The sequence below is a fragment of the Maribacter aquimarinus genome (assembly GCF_047345505.1).
In the GTDB taxonomy this organism is placed as follows: domain Bacteria; phylum Bacteroidota; class Bacteroidia; order Flavobacteriales; family Flavobacteriaceae; genus Maribacter.
This window is the reverse complement of record NZ_JBLFEO010000011.1, coordinates 105,993-127,180: the sequence shown is the minus strand read 5'-3', so window position 1 is coordinate 127,180 and position 21,188 is coordinate 105,993. Positions and strand designations below refer to the sequence as shown.

Genomic DNA, 21,188 nt, shown 5'->3' with positions numbered 1-21,188 from the left:
AAATGAGAAAAAAACAGGCAAAAAAGAGACCGCTTCTGCCGGATCCAAGGTTCAACGACCAATTGGTGACCCGATTTGTGAACATGATGATGTGGGACGGTAAGAAGTCAGTGGCGTTCAGTGTTTTTTACGGAGCAATGGACATTGTCGAGGAAAAAAAGACGGACGAGGAGAAAACCGCCCTGGAGCTTTGGAAAGACGCTTTGAGCAATGTGATGCCGCACGTGGAAGTGCGCAGCAGAAGGGTGGGCGGCGCCACCTTCCAGATACCCATGCAGATCAGGCCGGACCGGAAGATATCCACGGCCATGAAATGGCTCATCAGCTACTCGCGCAAGCGTAACGAAAAAGGGATGTCCCAAAAATTGGCGGCAGAGATTTTGGCCGCTGCCAAGGAAGAGGGTGCTGCCGTGAAGAAAAGGGTGGATACCCATAAAATGGCCGAGGCCAACAAAGCATTCTCCCACTTTAGATTTTAGGAAACCATGGCAAGAGATTTAAAACTTACAAGAAATATAGGGATTGCGGCCCACATTGATGCCGGCAAGACCACCACTACAGAGCGAATTTTGTTCTACACCGGTGTTTCCCATAAAATAGGGGAGGTGCATGATGGTGCGTCCACCATGGACTGGATGGAGCAAGAGGCAGAACGCGGTATTACCATCACCTCTGCGGCCACTACCTGTGACTGGACCTTTCCCATGGAGAACGGCCAGCCCACGGCAGATGCGCAGGACTACCATTTTAACATCATTGACACTCCCGGTCACGTGGACTTTACCGTGGAGGTAAACCGTTCCCTTAGGGTTTTGGATGGCTTGGTGTTCCTTTTTAGCGCCGTGGACGGTGTGGAGCCCCAATCCGAGACCAACTGGAGGTTGGCAGACAACTATAAGGTGCCAAGAATTGGCTTCGTGAACAAGATGGACCGCCAAGGTTCCAATTTCCTGGGCGTTTGCAACCAGGTCAAGGAAATGTTGAAGAGCAATGCGGTGCCCATTGTATTGAACATTGGCGATGAGGCCGATTTCAAGGGCATTGTGGACTTGGTAAAGAACCGGGCCATTGTGTGGCACGATGAAAACTATGGCTCTACCTTTGATGTGGTGGACATTCCCGAGGAGATGAAGGCAGAGGTGCGCAAGTACCGTGCCCTGCTCATTGAGGAAGTGGCCACTTATGATGAAAATTTGTTGGAGAAGTTCATGGAAGATGAAAACTCCATCACCGAGGAAGAGGTGCACGCCGCGTTAAGGGCCGCCGTTATGGACATGGCCATTATCCCCATGGTGTGCGGTTCCTCGTTCAAGAACAAGGGCGTACAGTTTTTGTTGGATGCCGTATGCCGTTACCTTCCCTCTCCCTTGGACAGGGACAACATTGTTGGTGTCAATCCGGACACGGGTAAAGAGGAGACGCGCAAGCCAGATGTAAAAGAGCCTTTTGCGGCACTGGCGTTTAAGATCGCCACCGATCCCTTTGTGGGCCGTTTGGCCTTTTTCAGGGCCTACTCCGGTCGTTTGGAAGCCGGATCCTACATTCTTAACAATCGGTCTGGGAAAAAAGAACGCATTTCCCGGATCTACCAAATGCACTCCAACAAACAGAATGCCATTGACTTTATCGAAGCCGGTGACATTGGGGCCGCCGTTGGTTTCAAGGACATCAAGACCGGAGACACCATGTCTGCCGAAAAGCACCCCATTGTCTTGGAAAGTATGGACTTCCCTGATCCCGTGATCGGTATTGCGGTGGAGCCCAAGACCAAGGTGGATGTGGATAAAATGGGCATGGCCTTGGCCAAGTTGGCCGAGGAAGACCCCACTTTTCAGGTAAAGACCGATGAGGCCTCAGGGCAGACCATCATCTCTGGAATGGGAGAGCTTCACTTGGACATCATCGTGGACCGTATGCGACGCGAGTTCAAGGTAGAGGTGAACCAAGGAGAGCCACAAGTGGAGTACAAAGAGGCGCTTACCAAAACGGCCGCCCATAGGGAGGTTTATAAAAAGCAGTCCGGTGGTCGTGGTAAATTCGGGGACATTGTCTTTGAAATGGGGCCCGCCGATGAGGATTTTGAAGGCACAGGGCTACAATTCGTGGATGAGATCAAAGGAGGTCGTATCCCCAAGGAATTTATCCCTTCCGTGGAAAAAGGATTTGCCGCCGCCATGCAGAACGGTCCATTGGCCGGTTACGAAATGGACACGATGAAAGTGGTGCTCAAGGATGGTTCTTTCCACCCCGTGGATTCTGATGCCCTTTCCTTTGAACTTGCCGCCAAATTGGGATACAAAGCGGCCGGAAAAGCTGCGGGCGCCGTCATTATGGAACCCATCATGAAAATCGAGGTCATTACCCCGGAAGAAAACATGGGAGACATTGTGGGCGATTTGAACCGTAGGCGTGGAACCATTAGCAATATGAGCGATCGTGCCGGGGCCAAAGTGGTCAAGGGCCACGTTCCCCTGTCTGAAATGTTCGGTTATGTAACGGCATTGAGGACCCTCTCCTCCGGACGGGCCACCTCCACGATGGAATTCTCGCACTACGCAGAAACGCCCAGCAACATCTCTGAGGAAGTGATCAAGGCAGCCAAAGGTGTAACCGCATAATAAAAGGAAATGAGCCAAAAAATTAGAATAAAGTTAAAGTCGTACGATCACAACCTGGTGGACAAGTCTGCCGAGAAGATCGTGAAAACGGTAAAGACAACCGGGGCGGTGGTAACGGGTCCCATTCCTTTGCCCACGCACAAGAAGATATTTACCGTACTGCGTTCCCCGCACGTGAACAAAAAGAGCAGGGAGCAGTTTCAGTTGAGTTCCTACAAGCGCCTGTTGGACATTTACAGTTCTTCATCCAAGACCATTGATGCCTTGATGAAGCTGGAGTTGCCCAGTGGTGTGGAAGTGGAGATCAAGGTGTAAGGCTGTTTGTCTGGCAGGGCCGTTCCCGGAAGGGACTTCGGTGCCCTGGTCACGGTATAAACGGTTCTTGCAAAAAGGAAGAGGTCCTGAACAGGAATTAGGCCTAACATGTCCCGAGCCGCGAGCAAGGGAAAAACGGAAAAAAATAATTTAGGGTTAAATTATTTTGGCCCTATTTTTTTGAAGTGAGTTTTAATAAATAAGTAATTAATATAATACGTATGTCTGGGTTAATAGGAAAGAAAGTGGGCATGACCAGTATTTTTGACGAGAACGGGAAGAACATTCCCTGCACCGTCATTCAGGCTGGGCCATGCGTGGTTACCCAAGTCAGAACCGAAGAGGTGGACGGGTACAATGCCCTTCAGCTTGGTTTCGATGACAAGGCAGAAAAGCGTGCCAATAAGGCCGAGATCGGTCATTTTAAGAAGGCAGGCAGCTCTCCCATGAAAAAGGTCGTTGAGTTCCAAGGATTTGAAGGTGATTTTAAATTGGGAGACACCCTTGGTGTTGACGTGTTCGCGGAAGGCGAATTTGTGGATGTCATTGGCACCTCCAAGGGAAAGGGATTCCAAGGGGTGGTAAAAAGACACGGTTTTGGAGGGGTTGGCCAGGCAACGCACGGCCAGCACAACCGTTTGCGTGCACCTGGATCCATAGGGGCCGCATCCTATCCCGCGCGAGTTTTCAAGGGAATGCGCATGGCCGGCCGTATGGGTGGCGATCGTGTAACGGTACAAAACCTGAGAGTGCTGAAAGTAGTTCCAGAAAAGAATCTTTTGGTGGTAAAAGGTTGTGTTCCTGGACATAAGAACGCTTACGTAACTATTGAGAAGTAATGAAGGTAGCAGTTTTAGATATACAGGGAAAAGACACGGGCCGTAAGGCAGACCTTTCGGACGGTGTCTTCGCAATTGAGCCCAACACCCATGCCGTTTATTTGGATGTAAAGCAGTACCTGGCCCACCAGCGTCAGGGAACCCACAAGGCCAAGGAGAGAGGGGAGATTGCGGGGAGTACAAGAAAGATCAAGAAGCAGAAGGGAACCGGGACCGCAAGGGCCGGCAGCATCAAATCGCCCATCTTCCGCGGCGGGGGCAGGATCTTTGGACCAAGGCCCAAGGATTACACCCAAAAGCTCAACAAAGGTCTAAAGCGGTTGGCCCGTAAATCGGCCTTGAGTCTCAAGACCAAGGAGAAGGCGGTTACCGTCATAGAAAATTTTGATTTCGACACCCCCAAGACCAAGGATTTCATTGCCATCTTAAAGGCCTTGGGACTGGAGAACAAAAAGTCGCTCATAGTGTTGGGCGATTTAAATAAAGGCGTATATTTGTCTTCGCGTAATTTTAAGGGTTCTGACGTTGTAACAACCTCAGAATTAAGTACTTATAAAATTATGAATGCGAATACGGTCGTCTTCACCGAAGGGTCCCTTGAAGCAATTGAATCAAATCTAAACAAGTAGAAGACCATGCGTGTGTTGATAAAACCAATCATAACGGAAAAGATGACGGCCGAGGGCGAGTTGAACAACCGCTTTGGATTTTACGTAGATACAAGGGCCAATAAGCTACAGATCAAGGAGGCCGTGGAGTCCACTTACGGTGTTGCGGTAAAGAAGGTGCGTACCATGAACTACGGCCCGGACCGCAAGACCAGGTACACCAAGACCGGCGTGCAGCACGGAAAGACCAATGCCACTAAAAAGGCCATTGTGGATGTGGTTGAAGGTGATGTGATCGATTTTTACAGTAATCTATAAAGACAAGGAATGTCAGTTAGAAAATTAAAACCAGTAACCCCTGGGCAGCGTTTTAGAGTGGTCAATGGCTTTGATGCCATTACCGCTGATAAGCCGGAAAAAAGCTTGCTTGCTCCGTTAAAAAAGTCGGGGGGTAGGAACAGTCAGGGAAAGATGACCATGCGCCAAAAAGGTGGTGGGCACAAAAGAAGGTACCGCATCATTGACTTCAAGAGGGACAAGCAGGACGTTGCCGCAGAGGTGATCTCCATTCAGTACGATCCCAACCGTACCGCCTTCATTGCCCTGTTGGGGTATGCTGACGGCGAAAAGCGGTACATCGTGGCCCAGAACGGTCTTCAGGTGGGCCAGAAAGTGGTTTCCGGTGACGATGTGGCACCGGAGATCGGGAACGCCATGCCCTTGGGCAAGGTGCCATTGGGAACGGTCATTTCCTGTATTGAGCTTCGTCCGGGACAGGGTGCCGTCATGGCGCGCAGCGCGGGTACCTTTGCGCAATTGATGGCCAAGGACGGCAAGTTCGTGACCGTAAAGATGCCCTCTGGCGAGATCAGGTTGATTTTGGCCACTTGCAGGGCCACCATCGGGGCCGTATCCAACTCTGACCATCAGTTGTTGGTGTCCGGTAAGGCCGGTAGGAGCCGTTGGTTGGGCAGAAGGCCAAGGACCAGGCCAGTGGCCATGAACCCAGTGGACCACCCCATGGGAGGTGGTGAAGGAAGGGCTTCCGGAGGTCATCCAAGATCTAGGAACGGCATTCCCGCAAAAGGGTTCAAGACGCGTTCCAGGACCAAGGAGACCAATAAATATATAGTAGAACGTAGAAAGAAATAAAAAGAAGAAGAAATGGCACGTTCATTAAAGAAAGGACCTTACGTTCATTATAGTTTGGAGAAGAAGATACAGCAAAATGTTTCTTCCGGAAAAAAGGCCGTGATCAAGACTTGGTCCAGGGCATCGATGATCACCCCTGATTTTGTGGGGCAGACCATTGCCGTGCACAACGGAAGGCAGTTTGTTCCTGTTTTTGTCACAGAGAACATGGTAGGGCATAAATTGGGCGAATTCTCACCAACGAGATCGTTCAGGGGCCACGCCGGAGCTAAAAACAAAGGAAAAAGGTAAGCAATGGGAGTCCGTAAAAAACAGATGGCCGAAAGAATCAAGGCCGAGAAACAGAAAGTAGCTTTTGCAAAGCTGAACAATTGTCCCACCTCGCCAAGGAAAATGCGTTTGGTGGCCGATTTGATACGTGGGGAAAAAGTGGAAAAGGCCCTGGCCATTCTCCGTTTTGAACCTAAGGAAGCCTCCAGGAAACTGGAGAAACTATTGCTCAGTGCACTGGCCAATTGGGAAGCCAAGAACGAGGATGCCGCCCTTGAGGACGCAGACTTGGTGGTTTCCGAGATCCGTGTGGACGGTGGCACCATGCTGAAGCGCCTAAGACCGGCGCCCCAAGGAAGGGCGCACAGAATCAGAAAAAGGTCCAACCACGTAACATTGGTCTTGGGTTCAAACAATAACACAGAGAGCTAGAATGGGACAGAAAACAAATCCAATAGGAAATCGTCTAGGAATCATCAGGGGTTGGGAATCCAACTGGTACGGTGGCAATGATTACGGAGATAAGTTGGCCGAAGACGACAAGATCAGAAAATACATCCATGCCAGATTGTCCAAGGCCAGTGTTTCCAGGGTGATCATAGAGCGCACCCTGAAGTTGATCACCATAACCGTGACCACGGCCAGACCGGGGATCATCATCGGTAAAGGCGGCCAGGAGGTGGATAAGCTCAAGGAAGAGCTCAAAAAGATCACCAACAAAGAGGTACAGATCAACATCTACGAGATCAAAAGGCCAGAGGTCGATGCCAATTTGGTGGCGGCCAGTGTGGCCCGGCAGATAGAGAGCCGCATCTCTTACAGAAGGGCCATTAAGATGGCCATCGCCGCAGCGATGCGGATGAACGCCGAGGGCATTAAAATTCAGATTTCGGGCAGATTGAACGGGGCCGAGATGGCCCGTAGCGAGTCTTACAAGGATGGCAGGATCCCATTGTCCACCTTTAGGGCAGACATAGACTATGCCCTTCAAGAGGCACAGACCACCTACGGCAAATTGGGCATAAAGGTTTGGGTCATGAAAGGGGAAGTGTACGGAAAGCGAGAGCTCTCTCCTTTGGTGGGCATGCAGAAAGGCCAGACCGGAAAAGGTGGTAAGGGCGATGGTGGAAGAAAGCCACGTCGTAGAAAGTAATCATATTAAAGCACAAGAGAGATGTTACAACCCAAAAGAACAAAGTTCCGAAAAATGCAGAAGGGCCGTATGAAGGGCAATTCTGGTAGAGGGCACCAGCTTTCAAACGGAATGTTCGGTATAAAGTCATTGGACTCCTCATTTCTGACCTCCAGACAGATTGAAGCGGCGCGTATTGCAGCCACCAGGTTCATGAAACGTGAAGGGCAATTGTGGATCAAGATTTTCCCGGACAAGCCCATTACCAAGAAGCCCTTGGAGGTGCGTATGGGTAAGGGTAAAGGTGCGCCAGAATATTTTGTGGCCGTTGTGAAGCCCGGGCGAATCATGTTCGAGGTGGCCGGTGTGCCCATGGATGTTGCCAAGGAAGCCCTGAGGCTGGCGGCCCAAAAGCTCCCTGTGAAGACCAAGTTTGTAGTGGCCCGTGATTATTCAGTTGAAGCATAAAGAATAGGAAAGATGAAAAAGCAAGAAGTCAAGGAATTATCTGTAGAAGACCTTAAGCTGAAACTGGCGGAGTTTAAAAAGCAACACGCGGAATTGAAGATGGCTCATTTTGTGACCCCTTTGGAGAACCCGCTTCAAATAAGGAAAGTAAGGAGAACAGTGGCAAGATTGGCCACTGAATTAACTAATAGGGAAAACCAATAACTGGTTCTGCTTTATGGAAAATAGAAACTTAAGAAAAGAGAGAATAGGGGTCGTTACCAGTGACAAGATGGAAAAGTCCATCGTGGTTTCCGAGGTAAAGCGCGTAAAGCACCCTATGTACGGTAAGTTCGTTTTGAGGACAAAAAAGTATGTTGCCCATGACGAAAAGAACGACTGTAACATTGGCGATACCGTTAAGATTATGGAAACGCGCCCAATGAGCAAGACCAAGTGTTGGAGGTTAGTAGAAATCTTAGAAAGAGCCAAATAAGTTATGTTACAGCAAGAATCGAGACTAAAGGTAGCGGACAATACAGGGGCCAAGGAAGTATTGACCATTAGGGTGCTGGGAGGCACCAAGCGACGGTATGCTTCCATTGGGGACAAAATTGTGGTAACCGTAAAGGATGCCACGCCCAACGGCGGTATCAAGAAAGGGGCCGTGTCCACCGCTGTGGTGGTACGAACCAAAAAAGAGGTAAGGAGACCGGACGGTTCCTACATTCGTTTTGATGACAATGCCTGTGTGTTGTTGAACCCTACGGGAGAGATGCGCGGTACACGCGTGTTTGGCCCGGTGGCAAGGGAGCTCAGGGACAAGCAGTTCATGAAGATTGTTTCACTCGCCCCCGAGGTGCTATAAAGCTAAGTAGAGATGACAAAGTTAAAGATAAAGACAGGAGACACGGTGCGTGTCATGGCAGGAGACCACAAGGGGTCCGAGGGCCAGGTCATGCGCGTGGACATTGCCAAGAACAGGGCCATCGTAGAGGGTGTGAACATGGTTTCCAAGCATGAGAAGCCCAGTGCCAAAAACCCACAAGGTGGCATTACCAAAAAAGAGGCCTTCATCCATATTTCAAACCTCTCCTTGATAGATCCCAAGAGTGGGGACGCCACCAGGGTGGGCTACGAGGTCAGGGACGGTAAAAAAGTGAGGTTTTCCAAAAAATCCAATGAAGTAATTTAGTTATGGCCTACGTTGCAAGATTAAAGAAAGAATACAAGGAGCGCATAGTGGGCTCCCTAAAGGAGGAGTACAGTTACAGCAATGTAATGGAAGTGCCCAAGCTCACCAAAATTGTAGTGAGCCGCGGAGTGGGTGCCGCTGTGGCCGATAAAAAGCTCATAGACCACGCGGTGGATGAGCTTACTATGATCACCGGCCAAAAAGCTGTTCCTACCGTATCCAAAAAAGACGTTGCCGCCTTTAAGCTCCGAAAGGGAATGCCCATTGGTGCCAAGGTGACCCTGAGGGGAGACCGCATGTACGAGTTTTTGGATAGATTGGTTACTTCTGCCCTGCCCCGTGTAAGGGATTTCCAGGGCATCAAGGCCACCGGGTTTGATGGTCGGGGGAATTACAGTCTTGGCGTTGAAGAGCAAATTATCTTCCCCGAGATCAACATAGACAAGATCAACAGGATCAATGGAATGGACATTACCTTCGTGACTTCGGCAGCCACCGACAAGGAGGCGAAATCATTATTAATGGAATTGGGATTACCCTTTAAAAAGAAATAGTATGGCTAAAGAATCAATGAAGGCCCGCGAAAGGAAGAGAGCAAGGACCGTGGCCAAATACGCCGAGAAGCGCAAGGCCCTGAAAGAGGCCGGTGACTACGAAGCCTTGCAGAAGTTGCCCAAGAACGCATCTCCCGTTCGCATGCACAACAGATGTAAGCTAACGGGGCGTCCAAAAGGGTATATGCGTACCTTTGGCATCTCCAGGGTCATGTTTCGCGAAATGGCCAATAAAGGCCTCATACCCGGAGTGCGCAAGGCAAGCTGGTAAAACTGAATTTAAACTGGTTTCAGGTTTAGCGAAGGCTAAAAACCGTTACCGAATTAGACATAGATGGTTACAGATACAATAGCAGATTACCTAACCAGGGTTAGGAACGCGAGCAGGGCCGGCCACAGGGTCGTGGAAATCCCCGCCTCCAATGTTAAGAAAGAGATCACCAAGATTTTGTTCGATCAGGGCTACATCCTGAGCTACAAATTTGAGGATAACACGGTTCAGGGCACCATTAAAATAGCCCTGAAGTACAACAAGCTCACCAAGGAACCGGTGATTCGCAAATTGCAGCGCATCAGTAAGCCAGGTCTCCGGAAGTATGTAAACAGCCAAGAGTTGCCCAGGGTGCTCAACGGGTTGGGCGTTGCCATTGTGTCCACCTCCCACGGGGTCATGACCGGCAAGCAGGCCAAGGAAGAGAATGTAGGGGGCGAAGTGCTTTGTTACGTATACTAAAGAGATAAATTTTAGAAGATGTCTAGAATAGGAAACAATCCAGTAGCGATACCTGAAGGGGTAACCGTAGATGTAAAGGAAAACGTGATCACCGTTAAGGGAAAGCTGGGAGAATTGACCCAAGAGTTCTCCGGTGTTGCCGTAAAGGTGGAAGATGCACAGGTATGGGTAACACGTCCGTCCGATTCCAAGGAGCACAAGGCCAAGCACGGCCTTTACCGTTCTTTGGTGTTCAACATGCTTGAAGGCGTGAGTAAGGGATGGACCAAGGAATTGGAGCTGGTTGGCGTGGGTTACCGTGCCAGCCACCAAGGCCAGAAATTGGACCTTGCCCTAGGTTTTTCACACAATATTGTGCTCAATTTGGCCCCTGAGGTGAAGGTGGAGACCATTTCCGAAAAGGGAAAGAACCCCATTGTTAAACTGAGCTCCTATGACAAACAATTGGTGGGCCAAGTGGCGGCCAAGATCAGGAGTTTCAGGAAACCTGAACCCTACAAAGGAAAAGGAATCAAATTCGTAGGAGAACAACTAAGAAGAAAGGCTGGTAAGTCGGCTTAATAGAAGGATTATGGGATTATCAAAAACACAAAGAAAATATAGGATTCGAAGGAGAATCCGCAAGGTGTCCACCGGAACGTCCGAGAGACCAAGACTTTCTGTATTTAGAAGCAACAGTGAGATCTATGCCCAGGCCATTGACGATGTAAATGGCGTTACATTGGCCGCGGCCTCTTCCAGGGACAAGGCACTTGCCGGTTCCAAGGGGAGCAAATCAGAGATCGCCGCGATGGTGGGCAAGGCCATTGCCGAGAAATGTAAGGCAGCAAACATTGAAAAAGTTGCCTTTGACCGTGGGGGAAACCTCTATCATGGCCGTGTTAAATCCTTGGCCGAAGGGGCAAGGGAAGCAGGATTAAAATTCTAAAAAGAGACTATGTTCCAGAAATATAAAAACGTAGAGACCGTTAAGCCGGGAGGATTGGATTTGAAGGATAGATTGGTGGGCGTACAGCGCGTTACCAAGGTAACCAAGGGTGGAAGGGCCTTTGGTTTTTCGGCCATTGTAGTGGTGGGCGATGAAAATGGTGTGGTGGGCCACGGTCTGGGCAAGTCCAAGGAAGTGGCCACGGCCATAGCCAAGGCCATTGAGGACGGCAAGAAGAATTTGATCCGCATTCCCTTGAACAAGGGCACGCTTCCACACGAACAAAAAGGAAAGTACGGCGGGGCCCGGGTGTACATACAACCTGCATCGCACGGTACAGGGGTGATCGCTGGAGGTGCCGTTAGGGCGGTCTTGGAGTCCGTTGGGGTGCAAGATGTCCTTTCCAAATCACAGGGGTCTTCCAACCCCCACAACGTGGTAAAGGCCACCTTCGATGCACTTTTGCAGCTCAGGGACGCCAAAACGGTTGCCGAGCAAAGAGGGGTGTCCTTGGAAAAAGTGTTCAAGGGCTAATAAGATAGGATGTAGGCAGGTCGCCGGCACGGGATGGGACAAGAATCCGTTGCCCGCCGTATGACCACCACAAATACCAAAAGAAACATGGCAAAGATCAAGGTTACAAAACGAAAGAGCAGCATCAAAAAGCCCCAGAACCAAAAGAGGACGCTGGAAGCACTTGGGCTCAAGAGGATAGGACAGACAGTGGTGCACGAAGACACCCCCAACATCCTTGGAATGATAAACAAAGTACAACATCTGGTTTCCGTAGAGGAGGCTTAAACACAGCATTTGATGGATTTAAGTAATCTAAAACCTGCAGAAGGTGCAGTAAACAGAGATGGAAAGCGATTGGGCAGGGGTCAAGGTTCCGGTAAGGGCGGCACCGCCGCAAGGGGCCATAAAGGGGCCAAGTCACGATCGGGCTATTCCAAGAAAATCGGTTTCGAAGGTGGCCAGATGCCATTGCAGCGCCGAGTGCCAAAATTTGGTTTCACCAACATAAACCGCAAGGAGTACAAAGGCATCAACCTGGACCGCCTGCAGACCTTGGTGGACAACAAGGTGATCAAGGACACGGTAACGTTTGATATGCTGGTGGAGCACAACGTGGCCAGGAAGAATGATATGGTAAAGATTTTGGGTGGAGGCGAGCTAAAGGCCCCATTGAAGATTACCGTCCATAAATTTACGGCATCTGCCAAGGCGGCGATCGAGGCCGCCGGCGGAGAGGCAATAAATTTGTAAGCACAACAAGCGCATGAAGAGTTTTATAGATACAATATCCAATATTTGGAAAATAGAGGAGCTAAGGAATAGGATCGGCATCACCTTAGGGCTTCTATTGGTGTATAGGTTTGGGTGCCAAATTGTGCTTCCGGGCATAGACTCTGCCCAGTTGGGCGGCTTGGTGGACGGTACCGACCAAGGGATATTTGGTCTGCTCAACGCCTTTACCGGCGGTGCATTTGCCAATGCTTCCATATTTGCCCTGGGCATCATGCCCTATATATCGGCTTCCATTGTGGTGCAGCTTATGGGCATTGCCATTCCCTATCTGCAAAAACTGCAGAAAGAAGGGGAAAGTGGCAGGAAGACCATTAATCAGATCACCCGTTGGCTCACCATTGGTATCTGTATTGTGCAAGCGCCTGCCTACCTCTATGGCCTGGGTGCCTTTGGGGTTCCGGACACCGCCTTCATTTTGGGAAAAGGGCTGGACTTTATGGTGCCCGCCGTAATCATTTTGGTCACGGGCTGTGTGTTTGCCATGTGGTTGGGAGAGAAGATTACCGATAAGGGCATTGGCAACGGTATATCCTTGCTCATCATGATCGGGATCATTGCCACCATGCCCCAATCCTTTGTACAGGAGTTCATCTCCAGGACCACCAACAACACCGGTGGTCTAATGTTCATGTTGATAGAGCTCATTCTGTGGTTTTTGGTCATCTTGGCCAGTGTGCTCTTGGTCATGGCCATGCGCCAGGTACCCGTGCAGTATGCCCGCAGAACGGCATCTGGCGGTTATGAAAAGAACGTGATGGGGTCAAGGCAGTACATTCCCTTAAAGCTCAATGCCTCTGGGGTAATGCCGATCATCTTTGCCCAGGCCATCATGTTCGTTCCCGGGCTAATTGGCCAGGGGCTCAATGACACTGCCGTGGGCCAGTGGATGGAAGTTCAGTTTGCCGATATATTCGGTTGGGCGTACAACATACTTTTCGGTTTGTTGATCATCATATTCACCTATTTCTACACGGCGATCACCGTCCCCACCAATAAAATGGCAGACGATTTGAAACGCAGTGGTGGTTTTATTCCCGGCATACGACCAGGAAAGGAAACGGGGGATTTCTTGGACAAGATCATGTCTCTCATTACCTTGCCCGGCTCCATATTCTTGGCGCTGTTGGCAGTACTGCCGGCAGTGGTGGTAAAACTGATGGACGTACAGGCGGGTTGGGCCCTGTTCTACGGTGGTACCTCCCTTTTGATCATGGTGGGCGTGGCCATTGATACCGTACAGCAGGTGAACGCCTATCTGCTAAACAGGCATTATGACGGGCTTATGAAAACGGGTAAGAACAGAAAAGTAGCATAAAGGAGGGGTTGATCCACGGTACGGTGCCGGCGCAGCGTCCAAGATCAGCCCAAAAGGAAAGTAAACAAGATGGCTAAACAAGCAGCAATAGAGCAAGACGGGTCCATTATCGAGGCCCTTTCCAACGCGATGTTCCGTGTGGAACTGGAGAACGGACATGTGGTAACGGCGCATATCTCTGGCAAGATGCGCATGCACTATATTAAATTGTTGCCGGGAGACAAGGTGAAGTTGGAAATGAGTCCCTATGACCTCAGCAAAGCAAGAATTACTTATAGATACTAAATTAAGATGAAAGTAAGAGCATCAATTAAAAAGAGAAGTGTCGACTGCAAGATTGTGCGCAGAAAGGGCAGATTGTACGTGATCAACAAGAAAAATCCTAGATTTAAACAAAGACAAGGGTAGTTATGGCGAGAATTGCAGGTATAGATATACCAAAACAGAAAAGGGGCGTGATCGCCCTGACCTATATTTTTGGAATCGGAAAGAGTAGGGCAAAGGAAATTTTGGGGACGGCCCAGGTAAGTGAGGACACAAAGGTTTCTGATTGGAACGATGATGAGATTGGTCGTATCAGGGATGCCGTGTCCGGTTATACCATAGAAGGAGAGCTCCGTTCCGAGACCCAATTGAACATTAAGCGATTAATGGACATTGGCTGTTATAGGGGAATTCGCCATAGATCTGGATTGCCATTGCGGGGACAGCGCACCAAGAACAACTCCAGGACAAGAAAAGGTAAGCGTAAAACAGTGGCCAACAAGAAGAAAGCCACTAAATAATTAGAATAGGAATGGCAAAGGCAAACACAAAAGTTACCAAGAAGCGCAAAGTGATCGTAGATGCGGTGGGCGAAGCCCATATCAGCGCTTCCTTTAACAATATCATCATTTCCCTTACCAATAAGAAGGGAGATGTCATCTCTTGGTCATCTGCCGGTAAGCTTGGTTTCAGGGGTTCTAAAAAGAACACCCCCTATGCGGCCCAGGTCGCTGCCGAAGACTGTGCCAAAGTGGCCCACGAAGCTGGTTTACGAAAGGTAAAGGTTTATGTAAAGGGCCCCGGAAACGGTAGGGAAAGTGCCATCAGGGCGCTTCACAATTCCGGAGTGGAGGTCACGGAGATCATAGATGTTACCCCAATGCCGCACAACGGCTGTAGGCCCCCAAAAAGGAGAAGGGTATAACCAACAATATTTATTAATTCACGGAAGGTGTCGTTACGATTATCGAAGGATAAGCCTTAATTCATAATCGCACTTTCAAACAAGAAGAAGATGGCAAGATATACAGGACCAAAATCAAAGATCGCAAGAAAATTCGGAGAAGCGATTTTCGGGGACGACAAGTCTTTTGAAAAGAAAAACTACCCTCCCGGGCAACACGGGAACAACAGGAGAAGGGGCAAGAAATCCGAATATTCCATCCAGTTGATGGAGAAACAAAAAGCCAAGTACACCTACGGGATATTGGAAAAGCAGTTCAGGAACCTCTTTGCCAGGGCCAAGAGAAAAGAGGGCGTGGCCGGTGAGGTGCTGCTCCAGCTTTGCGAGTCCAGGTTGGACAATGTGGTGTACAGAATGGGCATTGCCCCCACCAGGAGCGGGGCCCGGCAATTGGTGGGCCATAGGCACATTACCGTGAACGGGGAGTTGGTGAACATTCCTTCCTATTCCCTGAAGCCGGGAGATGTTGTCGGGGTTCGCGAAAAATCCAAGTCCCTGACGGCCATCCAAGACTCCTTGGCGGCAAACAGCGCTGTGTACGAATGGCTCACCTGGAACAATGACAAAAAGGAGGGCACGTTCGTATCCGTTCCGGAAAGACTTCAAATTCCAGAGAACATCAAAGAACAATTAATCGTCGAGTTATACTCTAAATAAACACAGCAATCCAGTTATGGCATTATTTAATTTTCAGAAGCCCGATAAAGTAATAATGATCGATTCCTCGGATTTCGAAGGTAAGTTCGAATTCCGTCCTTTGGAACCTGGTTATGGATTAACCGTTGGTAATGCATTGAGAAGGGTATTGTTGTCTTCGCTTGAAGGGCACGCCATTACCTCTGTTAGGATTGATAAGGTAGAGCACGAGTTTTCCATGATACCGGGCGTGGTCGAGGATGTTACCGAAATTATCCTCAACCTAAAGCAAGTGCGTTTTAAGAAGCAGATCGAGGATTCCGAAGCCGAACTGGTATCCATCTCGGTCAGCGGCAAAGAGCAGTTGACGGCCGGCGATTTCCAAAAGTTCATTTCCGGCTACCAAGTCTTGAACCCGGACCTGGTGATCTGCAACATGGACACCAAAGTGGCCTTTAACATGGAAGTGACCATTGACAAGGGCAGGGGCTACGTACCGGCAGATGAGAACAAGAAATCCGGCTCCCCTCTGGGAACCATCGCGGTAGATTCCATCTTTACGCCCATTAAGAACGTAAAATACAGCATTGAGAACTTTCGTGTGGAGCAGAAGACCGATTATGAGAAGTTGGTTTTTGAGATTTCCACGGACGGTTCCATTCACCCCAAGGACGCCCTCACGGAGGCCGCAAAGGTACTCATACACCATTTCATGCTCTTTTCGGACGAGCGCATCACCCTGGAGGCAGATGAGATCGCACAGACCGAGACCTATGATGAAGAGTCCCTGCACATGAGACAGTTGTTAAAGACAAAATTGGTGGATATGGATCTGTCCGTACGCGCCCTGAACTGTCTCAAGGCTGCCGAGGTGGATACCCTGGGCGATTTGGTTTCCTTCAACAAAAACGACCTGATGAAGTTCAGGAACTTTGGCAAGAAATCGCTCACCGAATTGGAGGAGCTGGTGATCAACAAAGGCCTTAGCTTTGGCATGGACCTTACAAAGTACAAATTGGATAAAGATTAATCTTATTTCTTACAGGAAGGGATACACCCTCAGTTGGAGAAATAGTTAGCACAATAAAATGAGACACGGTAAAAAAGTAAACCATTTGGGGCGTAAAGCGGCCCACAGAAAGGCCATGTTGGCCAATATGGCCTGCTCCCTCATAGAGCACAAGAGGATCAATACCACAGTGGCCAAGGCCAAGGCCTTGAAGCAATTTGTGGAGCCCTTGATCACCAAGTCAAAGGCAGAGAACAACCTTACAGCGGAAAAGGGCACCCACAACAGGCGCATCGTTTTCAAGAACCTGCGGGACAAATATGCCGTTACCGAGCTATTTGGCGTGGTCTCGGAAAAGGTGGGCGATAGGCCCGGCGGCTACACGCGCATCATTAAGTTGGGCAACCGTTTGGGAGATAACGCCGATATGGCCATGATAGAGCTTGTGGATTTCAACGAACTCTACAATGCCGGCAAGCCCAAGAAAAAATCCACCAGAAGAAGCAGAAGGGGCGGAGGCTCCGGAGCTGCCGCGGCAGCGGGAGCGGTGGCCGCAACCGCAGCCAGCGCAGTGGCACAAACCGACAGTGAGGCCAAAGCGGATGATTCTGAAGAGTAACATACCGGGTATGGACAACAAAACAAAAAAGGGTAGGCTTAACGGTCTATCCTTTTTTTTATAATATTGGCGAACCAAAACGTTTAGCAGCAGATGAAGTATCAATCAAGGAAAAAAGCCATCATTCTATTGGCAGATGGCACCGTTTTTCACGGAAAATCAGTTGGGGACAAGGAGGGCACGGCATTTGGCGAGGTCTGTTTCAACACGGGAATGACCGGCTACCAGGAAATATTCACAGATCCCTCTTACTTTGGGCAGCTCATGGTAACCACCAATGCCCACATTGGCAATTATGGCACCCAGGCCCAGGAGGTGGAGTCGGACTCCGTAAAGATAGCAGGGCTCATCTGCAAGAATTTCAGTTATGATTATTCCAGGGCCATAGCAGATAAGAGTTTGGAGGCCTTCCTGGAAGACCACGCGCTCTTCGCCATCTCTGATGTGGATACCCGCGCCCTGGTGAGCTACATTAGGGACCACGGTGCCATGAACGCCGTCATTTCCACGGATGTGGAAAATCTGGAAGACCTAAAGCGGCGTTTGGCCCAAGTGCCCAGTATGGAAGGGCTGGAACTCGCCTCAAAAGTATCGGTGCAAAATCCCTACTCCGTGGGGGAGGAAGGCGCCGCGATAAAGATCGCCGCACTGGACATTGGCATCAAAAAGAACATTCTAAGAAATTTGGAAAAGCGTGGGGCGCACATCAAGGTGTTTCCCTACAACGCCCATTTCAAGGATATGGAGGCCTGGAACCCTGATGCTTATTTCATTTCCAATGGCCCCGGGGACCCAGAGCCGCTCTTCGATGCCATCAATGCCGCCAAGGAGATGATAGCCAGTGGCAAGCCGGTGTTTGGCATTTGTTTGGGACATCAGGTCATTGCCTTGGCCAATGGGGTGGGCACCTACAAAATGCACCACGGGCACCGGGGCATAAACCATCCGGTGCTCAATCTGCTCACGGGCAAAGGGGAAATTACCTCCCAAAACCACGGGTTTGCGGTGAAAAGGGAAGAAGCCGAGAGCCACCCGGACCTGGAGGTGACCCACATACATTTGAACGACGGTACCTTGGCCGGTATGAAAATGAAGAACAGGGACGTGTTCTCGGTGCAGTACCACCCAGAGGCCAGTCCCGGACCCCATGATGCCGACTATCTTTTTGATGACTTCTTTAAGATGATCGAGAAAAACAAGGCGGGGGCGGTACCCGTTTAAACCAAGGTGAAACAAGAGTGAAATACAGCGGTTGGAGCCGCTCGTGGGGCCAAGGTTTTGTATCTTTGCCAACAATAGGAAACAACAATTTAAAGCAATAAATATGAGTATTATTTTAGGCGTTCACGCCAGACAGATTTTGGACTCAAGGGGCAACCCAACGGTAGAAGTGGATGTGATCACGGAAAATGGCGTAATGGGACGGGCGGCCGTTCCCTCCGGTGCATCCACCGGGGAACATGAGGCCGTGGAGCTGCGCGATGGCGGTCCCGCCTTGATGGGCAAGGGCGTTTCCAAGGCCGTGGAGAACGTGAACACCATCATTGCCGATGAAATTTTGGGCATGTCCGTTTTTGACCAAAACCTGTTGGACAAGACCATGATCGATCTGGATGGCACGCCCAACAAGTCCAAATTGGGGGCCAATGCCATTTTGGGCGTAAGTTTGGCCGCCGCAAAGGCCGCCGCCAATGAACTGGGCCAGCCACTTTACAAATACGTGGGGGGCGTAAGCGCCAATACCTTGCCCGTGCCCATGATGAACATCATCAACGGTGGATCCCACTCGGATGCGCCCATTGCCTTCCAGGAGTTCATGGTGATGCCGGTAAAGGCCAATAGCTTTACCCACGCCATGCAAATGGGCACGGAGATCTTCCACCATCTTAAAAAAGTGCTTCACGATCGCGGCCTGAGCACCGCAGTTGGCGATGAGGGCGGTTTTGCGCCCAATCTACCGGGCGGCACCGAAGATGCACTGGACACCATTGCCAAGGCGGTGGAGAAAGCGGGCTACAAGCTGGGCGATGACGTCATGATCGCACTGGACTGTGCCGCGGCGGAGTTCTACGAAAACGGCAAGTACGACTATACCAAATTTGAGGGGGACAAGGGCGTGGTGAGAACTTCGGCCGAACAAGCGCAGTACTTGGCCGATCTTTCGGCAAAATACCCCATCATCAGCATAGAGGACGGTATGGACGAAAATGATTGGGACGGTTGGAAAACATTGACCGAAAAAATAGGGGACAAGGTACAATTGGTAGGTGACGATCTTTTTGTGACCAATGTGGAACGGCTCTCCACCGGTATTGAAAAGGGCATTGCCAATTCCATATTGATCAAGGTGAACCAAATAGGTACCCTCACGGAAACCATAGATGCCGTGAACATGGCCAAAAATGCCGGATACACCTCCGTCATGTCGCACCGATCCGGGGAAACGGAGGACAACACCATAGCAGACCTGGCCGTGGCGTTGAACACCGGACAGATAAAGACGGGCTCTGCCTCACGATCGGACCGTATGGCCAAGTACAACCAGTTGCTCCGGATCGAGGAAGAACTGGGCGATGTGGCCTACTATCCAAAGGAAAAAGCGTTCAAGGTTCATTTTTGACCAAGCCAAAAGCCTTTCGGACCACGGAAGGCTTTTTTTTTGGTTGCCGATGAAAAGATGGTTATCTTATTCCTTACTTATTTTTAAAGCTCGCCATAATGAACAACTTTCTATTTGTTGCCGCTGAGAACGATGCCATACCCAATTGTAAGGCCGGGGGCATGGGCGATGTGGTACGGGATGTGCCACGCGAAATCTCCAATCGAGGCGACCGCGCCCATGTGGTGGTGCCCTCCTATGGCAGGTTGCACCAAAACGGCACGTTCAAGAGGCAACTAACCTTTCCGCTTCGCGGTACCACCTATGTGGCAGAGCTCTATGAGGTTCCCGGAAAGAAGGAAGACAAGAACATTGTGCACTACGTGGTTCACCATCCGGAGATTGAGGCGGGGGGCATTGCCCACATTTACCATGACGATCCGGAAGAGCCCTTTTTTACAGACGCCATAAAATATTTCATTTTTTGTGCCGCCGTTGCCGAGGCCATCAAAATGGGCGCCTTTGGCACCTTGAGCATTGTGCACATGCACGACTGGCACGCCAGTACGGTACTTTTTCTCAAGACCTATCACCCCAGATATAAGGAGCTCAACAAAATACGGCACGTGTACAGCATCCATAACTTGGCCATTCAGGGCATCCGGCCTTTTTATGACAACCATGCCTCCCTGCACAACTGGTTCCCGGAGGTGCCCTTGGACCACGGGGCCCTGAAGGACCCACGGTACCAAGATTGCGTGAACCTTATGGCCGTGGGCATTCGCCTGGCCGATGCCGTGCATACCGTGTCCCCATCCTATAAGGAAGATGTCTTGAAGCCAAGCCGGCCGCCGGAATTCATTGGTGGGGAAGGATTGGAGAAAGACTTGCAGAAGGCAGATGATGAAGGCCGTCTGTTCGGTATTTTAAATGCTTCCAATTATGGGAACACCAGAAAGGCGGAGAAAGGCCTTTTGTATCGCAATACGGTGAAGGCCATCTTTCAATGGCTGCAGGACGAATCCAAAAAATACAAAGCCGATTTCTTGGCCCACACCGGAGAAAAAATCATGCAGTACGTGGGCAACAGGCCCCAGTTCATTGTTTCCAGCGTGGCGCGATTGACCGAACAGAAGTTCTACTTTTTAAGGAGATCCCCCGAGGTTTTCGCCACCATTCTCCAAAAATTGGAAGAGGTCAATGGAATCTTCATGCTCTTGGGCACGGGAGACCCCGGTTATGAAGACCATTTCAGGGAGATGAGCCATAAGTACCGGAACTTTATCTTTACCAATGGGCAATCTGAAGATTTGATCGATTCCATCTACCTGGAAACGGACCTCTACTTCATGCCCAGTCTCTTTGAGCCCTGTGGCATAAGCCAAATGTTGGCCATGCGCAATGGCAACCCTTGCCTGGTGCACCATACGGGTGGGCTCAAGGATACCGTGGAGCACCTCAAGACCGGTTTTGTCTTTGATGGCGACACCTATGATGAAAAGATGGGGAACATGGTGGCCGCCCTGGACCTGGCCTTGGATATCTGGCAGAACAACAAGGCGCAATGGAACACCATAAAGGCCAATGCAAAAAAGGCGAGGTTCACTTGGGAAAAATCGGTCAACGCCTATTATAAATCGTTGTACCTGCTCAAGTAGGCCGGGACTGAACAAGGTGGTGGCA

34 protein-coding genes are annotated in these 21,188 nt (G+C 50.1%); all 34 read left to right on the top strand.

The window, feature by feature from the left end; genetic code table 11:
* The first annotated feature begins 2 nt into the window (after positions 1 to 2).
* The 34 genes from rpsG to ACKWCC_RS09925 all read left to right on the top strand — a co-directional run bounded on the left by rpsG (position 3) and on the right by ACKWCC_RS09925 (position 21,163).
* On the top strand, positions 3 to 479 hold the full coding sequence (gene rpsG / locus ACKWCC_RS10090) for a 30S ribosomal protein S7 (RefSeq protein WP_413995806.1): 477 nt from the start codon (positions 3 to 5) through the stop codon (positions 477 to 479).
* A gap of 6 nt (positions 480 to 485) precedes the next feature.
* The gene (gene fusA / locus ACKWCC_RS10085; protein WP_413995805.1) at positions 486 to 2,618 is read left to right on the top strand and encodes an elongation factor G; all 2,133 of its coding nucleotides are present in this window, start codon (positions 486 to 488) and stop codon (positions 2,616 to 2,618) included.
* Positions 2,619 to 2,627: 9 nt separating this feature from the next.
* Positions 2,628 to 2,933, top strand: a complete 306-nt coding sequence (gene rpsJ, locus ACKWCC_RS10080; protein WP_007094989.1) for a 30S ribosomal protein S10 — start codon at positions 2,628 to 2,630, stop codon at positions 2,931 to 2,933.
* Positions 2,934 to 3,154: 221 nt separating this feature from the next.
* Positions 3,155 to 3,772 (top strand): 50S ribosomal protein L3, encoded by a 618-nt coding sequence (gene rplC / locus ACKWCC_RS10075; RefSeq protein ID WP_413995804.1) that lies wholly within the window; start codon positions 3,155 to 3,157, stop codon positions 3,770 to 3,772.
* Positions 3,772 to 4,401, top strand: a complete 630-nt coding sequence (rplD, locus tag ACKWCC_RS10070; RefSeq protein ID WP_413995803.1) for a 50S ribosomal protein L4 — start codon at positions 3,772 to 3,774, stop codon at positions 4,399 to 4,401. Before rplC ends, rplD begins: the two co-directional genes overlap by 1 nt.
* Before the next feature lie 6 nt (positions 4,402 to 4,407).
* Positions 4,408 to 4,698 (top strand): 50S ribosomal protein L23, encoded by a 291-nt coding sequence (gene rplW / locus ACKWCC_RS10065; protein ID WP_413995802.1) that lies wholly within the window; start codon positions 4,408 to 4,410, stop codon positions 4,696 to 4,698.
* Positions 4,699 to 4,707: 9 nt separating this feature from the next.
* A complete protein-coding gene (gene rplB / locus ACKWCC_RS10060) occupies positions 4,708 to 5,532 on the top strand; it encodes a 50S ribosomal protein L2 (RefSeq protein ID WP_413995801.1) in 825 nt (274 codons plus the stop codon).
* A 12-nt stretch (positions 5,533 to 5,544) separates the two neighbouring features.
* Positions 5,545 to 5,823, top strand: a complete 279-nt coding sequence (gene rpsS / locus ACKWCC_RS10055; RefSeq protein WP_413995800.1) for a 30S ribosomal protein S19 — start codon at positions 5,545 to 5,547, stop codon at positions 5,821 to 5,823.
* A gap of 3 nt (positions 5,824 to 5,826) precedes the next feature.
* Positions 5,827 to 6,234 (top strand): 50S ribosomal protein L22, encoded by a 408-nt coding sequence (rplV, locus tag ACKWCC_RS10050; RefSeq protein WP_413995799.1) that lies wholly within the window; start codon positions 5,827 to 5,829, stop codon positions 6,232 to 6,234.
* A 1-nt stretch (position 6,235) separates the two neighbouring features.
* Positions 6,236 to 6,955, top strand: coding sequence for a 30S ribosomal protein S3 (rpsC, locus tag ACKWCC_RS10045; RefSeq protein ID WP_413995798.1), 720 nt, complete (start codon positions 6,236 to 6,238; stop codon positions 6,953 to 6,955).
* 21 nt (positions 6,956 to 6,976) lie between these two features.
* Positions 6,977 to 7,402 carry a 50S ribosomal protein L16 gene (rplP, locus tag ACKWCC_RS10040; protein WP_413995797.1) on the top strand — a complete coding sequence of 142 codons (426 nt, stop codon included), beginning with the start codon at positions 6,977 to 6,979 and terminating at the stop codon, positions 7,400 to 7,402.
* Positions 7,403 to 7,414: 12 nt separating this feature from the next.
* Complete coding sequence (gene rpmC / locus ACKWCC_RS10035; RefSeq protein ID WP_413995796.1) at positions 7,415 to 7,606, top strand: 50S ribosomal protein L29; 192 nt, start codon at positions 7,415 to 7,417, stop codon at positions 7,604 to 7,606.
* Positions 7,607 to 7,619: 13 nt separating this feature from the next.
* Complete coding sequence (gene rpsQ, locus ACKWCC_RS10030) at positions 7,620 to 7,877, top strand: 30S ribosomal protein S17 (protein ID WP_413995795.1); 258 nt, start codon at positions 7,620 to 7,622, stop codon at positions 7,875 to 7,877.
* Between the two features lie 3 nt (positions 7,878 to 7,880).
* Positions 7,881 to 8,249: a 50S ribosomal protein L14 gene (rplN, locus tag ACKWCC_RS10025; RefSeq protein ID WP_413995794.1), complete on the top strand. Its 369-nt coding sequence runs from the start codon at positions 7,881 to 7,883 to the stop codon at positions 8,247 to 8,249.
* Between the two features lie 12 nt (positions 8,250 to 8,261).
* Positions 8,262 to 8,576 carry a 50S ribosomal protein L24 gene (gene rplX, locus ACKWCC_RS10020; RefSeq protein WP_413995793.1) on the top strand — a complete coding sequence of 105 codons (315 nt, stop codon included), beginning with the start codon at positions 8,262 to 8,264 and terminating at the stop codon, positions 8,574 to 8,576.
* 2 nt (positions 8,577 to 8,578) lie between these two features.
* A complete protein-coding gene (gene rplE, locus ACKWCC_RS10015; RefSeq protein ID WP_413995792.1) occupies positions 8,579 to 9,130 on the top strand; it encodes a 50S ribosomal protein L5 in 552 nt (183 codons plus the stop codon).
* Position 9,131: 1 nt separating this feature from the next.
* Positions 9,132 to 9,401, top strand: a complete 270-nt coding sequence (gene rpsN, locus ACKWCC_RS10010; RefSeq protein ID WP_413995791.1) for a 30S ribosomal protein S14 — start codon at positions 9,132 to 9,134, stop codon at positions 9,399 to 9,401.
* Positions 9,402 to 9,464: 63 nt separating this feature from the next.
* The gene (rpsH, locus tag ACKWCC_RS10005; RefSeq protein ID WP_413995790.1) at positions 9,465 to 9,863 is read left to right on the top strand and encodes a 30S ribosomal protein S8; all 399 of its coding nucleotides are present in this window, start codon (positions 9,465 to 9,467) and stop codon (positions 9,861 to 9,863) included.
* 18 nt (positions 9,864 to 9,881) lie between these two features.
* Positions 9,882 to 10,424: a 50S ribosomal protein L6 gene (gene rplF / locus ACKWCC_RS10000; protein WP_413995789.1), complete on the top strand. Its 543-nt coding sequence runs from the start codon at positions 9,882 to 9,884 to the stop codon at positions 10,422 to 10,424.
* A 10-nt stretch (positions 10,425 to 10,434) separates the two neighbouring features.
* The gene (rplR, locus tag ACKWCC_RS09995) at positions 10,435 to 10,791 is read left to right on the top strand and encodes a 50S ribosomal protein L18 (protein ID WP_413995788.1); all 357 of its coding nucleotides are present in this window, start codon (positions 10,435 to 10,437) and stop codon (positions 10,789 to 10,791) included.
* A 9-nt stretch (positions 10,792 to 10,800) separates the two neighbouring features.
* Positions 10,801 to 11,325 (top strand): 30S ribosomal protein S5, encoded by a 525-nt coding sequence (gene rpsE / locus ACKWCC_RS09990; RefSeq protein WP_413995787.1) that lies wholly within the window; start codon positions 10,801 to 10,803, stop codon positions 11,323 to 11,325.
* 87 nt (positions 11,326 to 11,412) lie between these two features.
* On the top strand, positions 11,413 to 11,592 hold the full coding sequence (rpmD, locus tag ACKWCC_RS09985; protein ID WP_413995786.1) for a 50S ribosomal protein L30: 180 nt from the start codon (positions 11,413 to 11,415) through the stop codon (positions 11,590 to 11,592).
* Between the two features lie 12 nt (positions 11,593 to 11,604).
* The gene (gene rplO / locus ACKWCC_RS09980; protein ID WP_413995785.1) at positions 11,605 to 12,057 is read left to right on the top strand and encodes a 50S ribosomal protein L15; all 453 of its coding nucleotides are present in this window, start codon (positions 11,605 to 11,607) and stop codon (positions 12,055 to 12,057) included.
* 13 nt (positions 12,058 to 12,070) lie between these two features.
* Entirely contained in the window at positions 12,071 to 13,414 is a 1,344-nt protein-coding gene (gene secY, locus ACKWCC_RS09975) for a preprotein translocase subunit SecY (RefSeq protein WP_413995784.1), read from the top strand.
* Positions 13,415 to 13,483: 69 nt separating this feature from the next.
* Complete coding sequence (gene infA / locus ACKWCC_RS09970; RefSeq protein ID WP_013751343.1) at positions 13,484 to 13,699, top strand: translation initiation factor IF-1; 216 nt, start codon at positions 13,484 to 13,486, stop codon at positions 13,697 to 13,699.
* Positions 13,700 to 13,705: 6 nt separating this feature from the next.
* Positions 13,706 to 13,822 carry a type B 50S ribosomal protein L36 gene (gene ykgO / locus ACKWCC_RS09965; protein WP_083243899.1) on the top strand — a complete coding sequence of 39 codons (117 nt, stop codon included), beginning with the start codon at positions 13,706 to 13,708 and terminating at the stop codon, positions 13,820 to 13,822.
* 2 nt (positions 13,823 to 13,824) lie between these two features.
* Positions 13,825 to 14,199: a 30S ribosomal protein S13 gene (gene rpsM, locus ACKWCC_RS09960; protein WP_413995783.1), complete on the top strand. Its 375-nt coding sequence runs from the start codon at positions 13,825 to 13,827 to the stop codon at positions 14,197 to 14,199.
* Positions 14,200 to 14,210: 11 nt separating this feature from the next.
* Complete coding sequence (gene rpsK, locus ACKWCC_RS09955; RefSeq protein ID WP_413995782.1) at positions 14,211 to 14,603, top strand: 30S ribosomal protein S11; 393 nt, start codon at positions 14,211 to 14,213, stop codon at positions 14,601 to 14,603.
* 90 nt (positions 14,604 to 14,693) lie between these two features.
* On the top strand, positions 14,694 to 15,299 hold the full coding sequence (gene rpsD / locus ACKWCC_RS09950) for a 30S ribosomal protein S4 (protein WP_413995781.1): 606 nt from the start codon (positions 14,694 to 14,696) through the stop codon (positions 15,297 to 15,299).
* Positions 15,300 to 15,315: 16 nt separating this feature from the next.
* Positions 15,316 to 16,308, top strand: coding sequence for a DNA-directed RNA polymerase subunit alpha (locus ACKWCC_RS09945; RefSeq protein WP_413995780.1), 993 nt, complete (start codon positions 15,316 to 15,318; stop codon positions 16,306 to 16,308).
* Positions 16,309 to 16,366: 58 nt separating this feature from the next.
* Positions 16,367 to 16,906, top strand: coding sequence for a 50S ribosomal protein L17 (rplQ, locus tag ACKWCC_RS09940; protein WP_413995779.1), 540 nt, complete (start codon positions 16,367 to 16,369; stop codon positions 16,904 to 16,906).
* Positions 16,907 to 16,999: 93 nt separating this feature from the next.
* A complete protein-coding gene (carA, locus tag ACKWCC_RS09935) occupies positions 17,000 to 18,127 on the top strand; it encodes a glutamine-hydrolyzing carbamoyl-phosphate synthase small subunit (protein WP_413995778.1) in 1,128 nt (375 codons plus the stop codon).
* Between the two features lie 103 nt (positions 18,128 to 18,230).
* Complete coding sequence (eno, locus tag ACKWCC_RS09930; RefSeq protein WP_413995777.1) at positions 18,231 to 19,526, top strand: phosphopyruvate hydratase; 1,296 nt, start codon at positions 18,231 to 18,233, stop codon at positions 19,524 to 19,526.
* Between the two features lie 98 nt (positions 19,527 to 19,624).
* Complete coding sequence (locus tag ACKWCC_RS09925) at positions 19,625 to 21,163, top strand: glycogen synthase (RefSeq protein ID WP_413995776.1); 1,539 nt, start codon at positions 19,625 to 19,627, stop codon at positions 21,161 to 21,163.
* Positions 21,164 to 21,188: the final 25 nt, after the last annotated feature.

What these genes read in the sequence shown, in the direction of transcription:
- rpmC (WP_413995796.1), top strand. Translation starts at nt 7,415, where the DNA reads ATGAAAAAGCAAGAAGTCAAGGAATTATCTGTAGAAGACCTTAAGCTG.
- rplQ (WP_413995779.1), top strand. Translation starts at nt 16,367, where the DNA reads ATGAGACACGGTAAAAAAGTAAACCATTTGGGGCGTAAAGCGGCCCAC.
- rpmD (WP_413995786.1), top strand. Translation starts at nt 11,413, where the DNA reads ATGGCAAAGATCAAGGTTACAAAACGAAAGAGCAGCATCAAAAAGCCC.
- rpsD (WP_413995781.1), top strand. Translation starts at nt 14,694, where the DNA reads ATGGCAAGATATACAGGACCAAAATCAAAGATCGCAAGAAAATTCGGA.
- rplF (WP_413995789.1), top strand. Translation starts at nt 9,882, where the DNA reads ATGTCTAGAATAGGAAACAATCCAGTAGCGATACCTGAAGGGGTAACC.
- carA (WP_413995778.1), top strand. Translation starts at nt 17,000, where the DNA reads ATGAAGTATCAATCAAGGAAAAAAGCCATCATTCTATTGGCAGATGGC.
- rpsE (WP_413995787.1), top strand. Translation starts at nt 10,801, where the DNA reads ATGTTCCAGAAATATAAAAACGTAGAGACCGTTAAGCCGGGAGGATTG.
- rplX (WP_413995793.1), top strand. Translation starts at nt 8,262, where the DNA reads ATGACAAAGTTAAAGATAAAGACAGGAGACACGGTGCGTGTCATGGCA.
- rplW (WP_413995802.1), top strand. Translation starts at nt 4,408, where the DNA reads ATGCGTGTGTTGATAAAACCAATCATAACGGAAAAGATGACGGCCGAG.
- rplV (WP_413995799.1), top strand. Translation starts at nt 5,827, where the DNA reads ATGGGAGTCCGTAAAAAACAGATGGCCGAAAGAATCAAGGCCGAGAAA.
- rplN (WP_413995794.1), top strand. Translation starts at nt 7,881, where the DNA reads ATGTTACAGCAAGAATCGAGACTAAAGGTAGCGGACAATACAGGGGCC.
- rpsJ (WP_007094989.1), top strand. Translation starts at nt 2,628, where the DNA reads ATGAGCCAAAAAATTAGAATAAAGTTAAAGTCGTACGATCACAACCTG.
- ACKWCC_RS09925 (WP_413995776.1), top strand. Translation starts at nt 19,625, where the DNA reads ATGAACAACTTTCTATTTGTTGCCGCTGAGAACGATGCCATACCCAAT.
- rpsH (WP_413995790.1), top strand. Translation starts at nt 9,465, where the DNA reads ATGGTTACAGATACAATAGCAGATTACCTAACCAGGGTTAGGAACGCG.
- rpsN (WP_413995791.1), top strand. Translation starts at nt 9,132, where the DNA reads ATGGCTAAAGAATCAATGAAGGCCCGCGAAAGGAAGAGAGCAAGGACC.
- rpsC (WP_413995798.1), top strand. Translation starts at nt 6,236, where the DNA reads ATGGGACAGAAAACAAATCCAATAGGAAATCGTCTAGGAATCATCAGG.
- rplE (WP_413995792.1), top strand. Translation starts at nt 8,579, where the DNA reads ATGGCCTACGTTGCAAGATTAAAGAAAGAATACAAGGAGCGCATAGTG.
- rplD (WP_413995803.1), top strand. Translation starts at nt 3,772, where the DNA reads ATGAAGGTAGCAGTTTTAGATATACAGGGAAAAGACACGGGCCGTAAG.
- ykgO (WP_083243899.1), top strand. Translation starts at nt 13,706, where the DNA reads ATGAAAGTAAGAGCATCAATTAAAAAGAGAAGTGTCGACTGCAAGATT.
- ACKWCC_RS09945 (WP_413995780.1), top strand. Translation starts at nt 15,316, where the DNA reads ATGGCATTATTTAATTTTCAGAAGCCCGATAAAGTAATAATGATCGAT.
- fusA (WP_413995805.1), top strand. Translation starts at nt 486, where the DNA reads ATGGCAAGAGATTTAAAACTTACAAGAAATATAGGGATTGCGGCCCAC.
- rpsQ (WP_413995795.1), top strand. Translation starts at nt 7,620, where the DNA reads ATGGAAAATAGAAACTTAAGAAAAGAGAGAATAGGGGTCGTTACCAGT.
- rplB (WP_413995801.1), top strand. Translation starts at nt 4,708, where the DNA reads ATGTCAGTTAGAAAATTAAAACCAGTAACCCCTGGGCAGCGTTTTAGA.
- rpsM (WP_413995783.1), top strand. Translation starts at nt 13,825, where the DNA reads ATGGCGAGAATTGCAGGTATAGATATACCAAAACAGAAAAGGGGCGTG.
- rplO (WP_413995785.1), top strand. Translation starts at nt 11,605, where the DNA reads ATGGATTTAAGTAATCTAAAACCTGCAGAAGGTGCAGTAAACAGAGAT.
- rpsS (WP_413995800.1), top strand. Translation starts at nt 5,545, where the DNA reads ATGGCACGTTCATTAAAGAAAGGACCTTACGTTCATTATAGTTTGGAG.
- rplP (WP_413995797.1), top strand. Translation starts at nt 6,977, where the DNA reads ATGTTACAACCCAAAAGAACAAAGTTCCGAAAAATGCAGAAGGGCCGT.
- rplR (WP_413995788.1), top strand. Translation starts at nt 10,435, where the DNA reads ATGGGATTATCAAAAACACAAAGAAAATATAGGATTCGAAGGAGAATC.
- secY (WP_413995784.1), top strand. Translation starts at nt 12,071, where the DNA reads ATGAAGAGTTTTATAGATACAATATCCAATATTTGGAAAATAGAGGAG.
- infA (WP_013751343.1), top strand. Translation starts at nt 13,484, where the DNA reads ATGGCTAAACAAGCAGCAATAGAGCAAGACGGGTCCATTATCGAGGCC.
- rpsG (WP_413995806.1), top strand. Translation starts at nt 3, where the DNA reads ATGAGAAAAAAACAGGCAAAAAAGAGACCGCTTCTGCCGGATCCAAGG.
- eno (WP_413995777.1), top strand. Translation starts at nt 18,231, where the DNA reads ATGAGTATTATTTTAGGCGTTCACGCCAGACAGATTTTGGACTCAAGG.
- rplC (WP_413995804.1), top strand. Translation starts at nt 3,155, where the DNA reads ATGTCTGGGTTAATAGGAAAGAAAGTGGGCATGACCAGTATTTTTGAC.
- rpsK (WP_413995782.1), top strand. Translation starts at nt 14,211, where the DNA reads ATGGCAAAGGCAAACACAAAAGTTACCAAGAAGCGCAAAGTGATCGTA.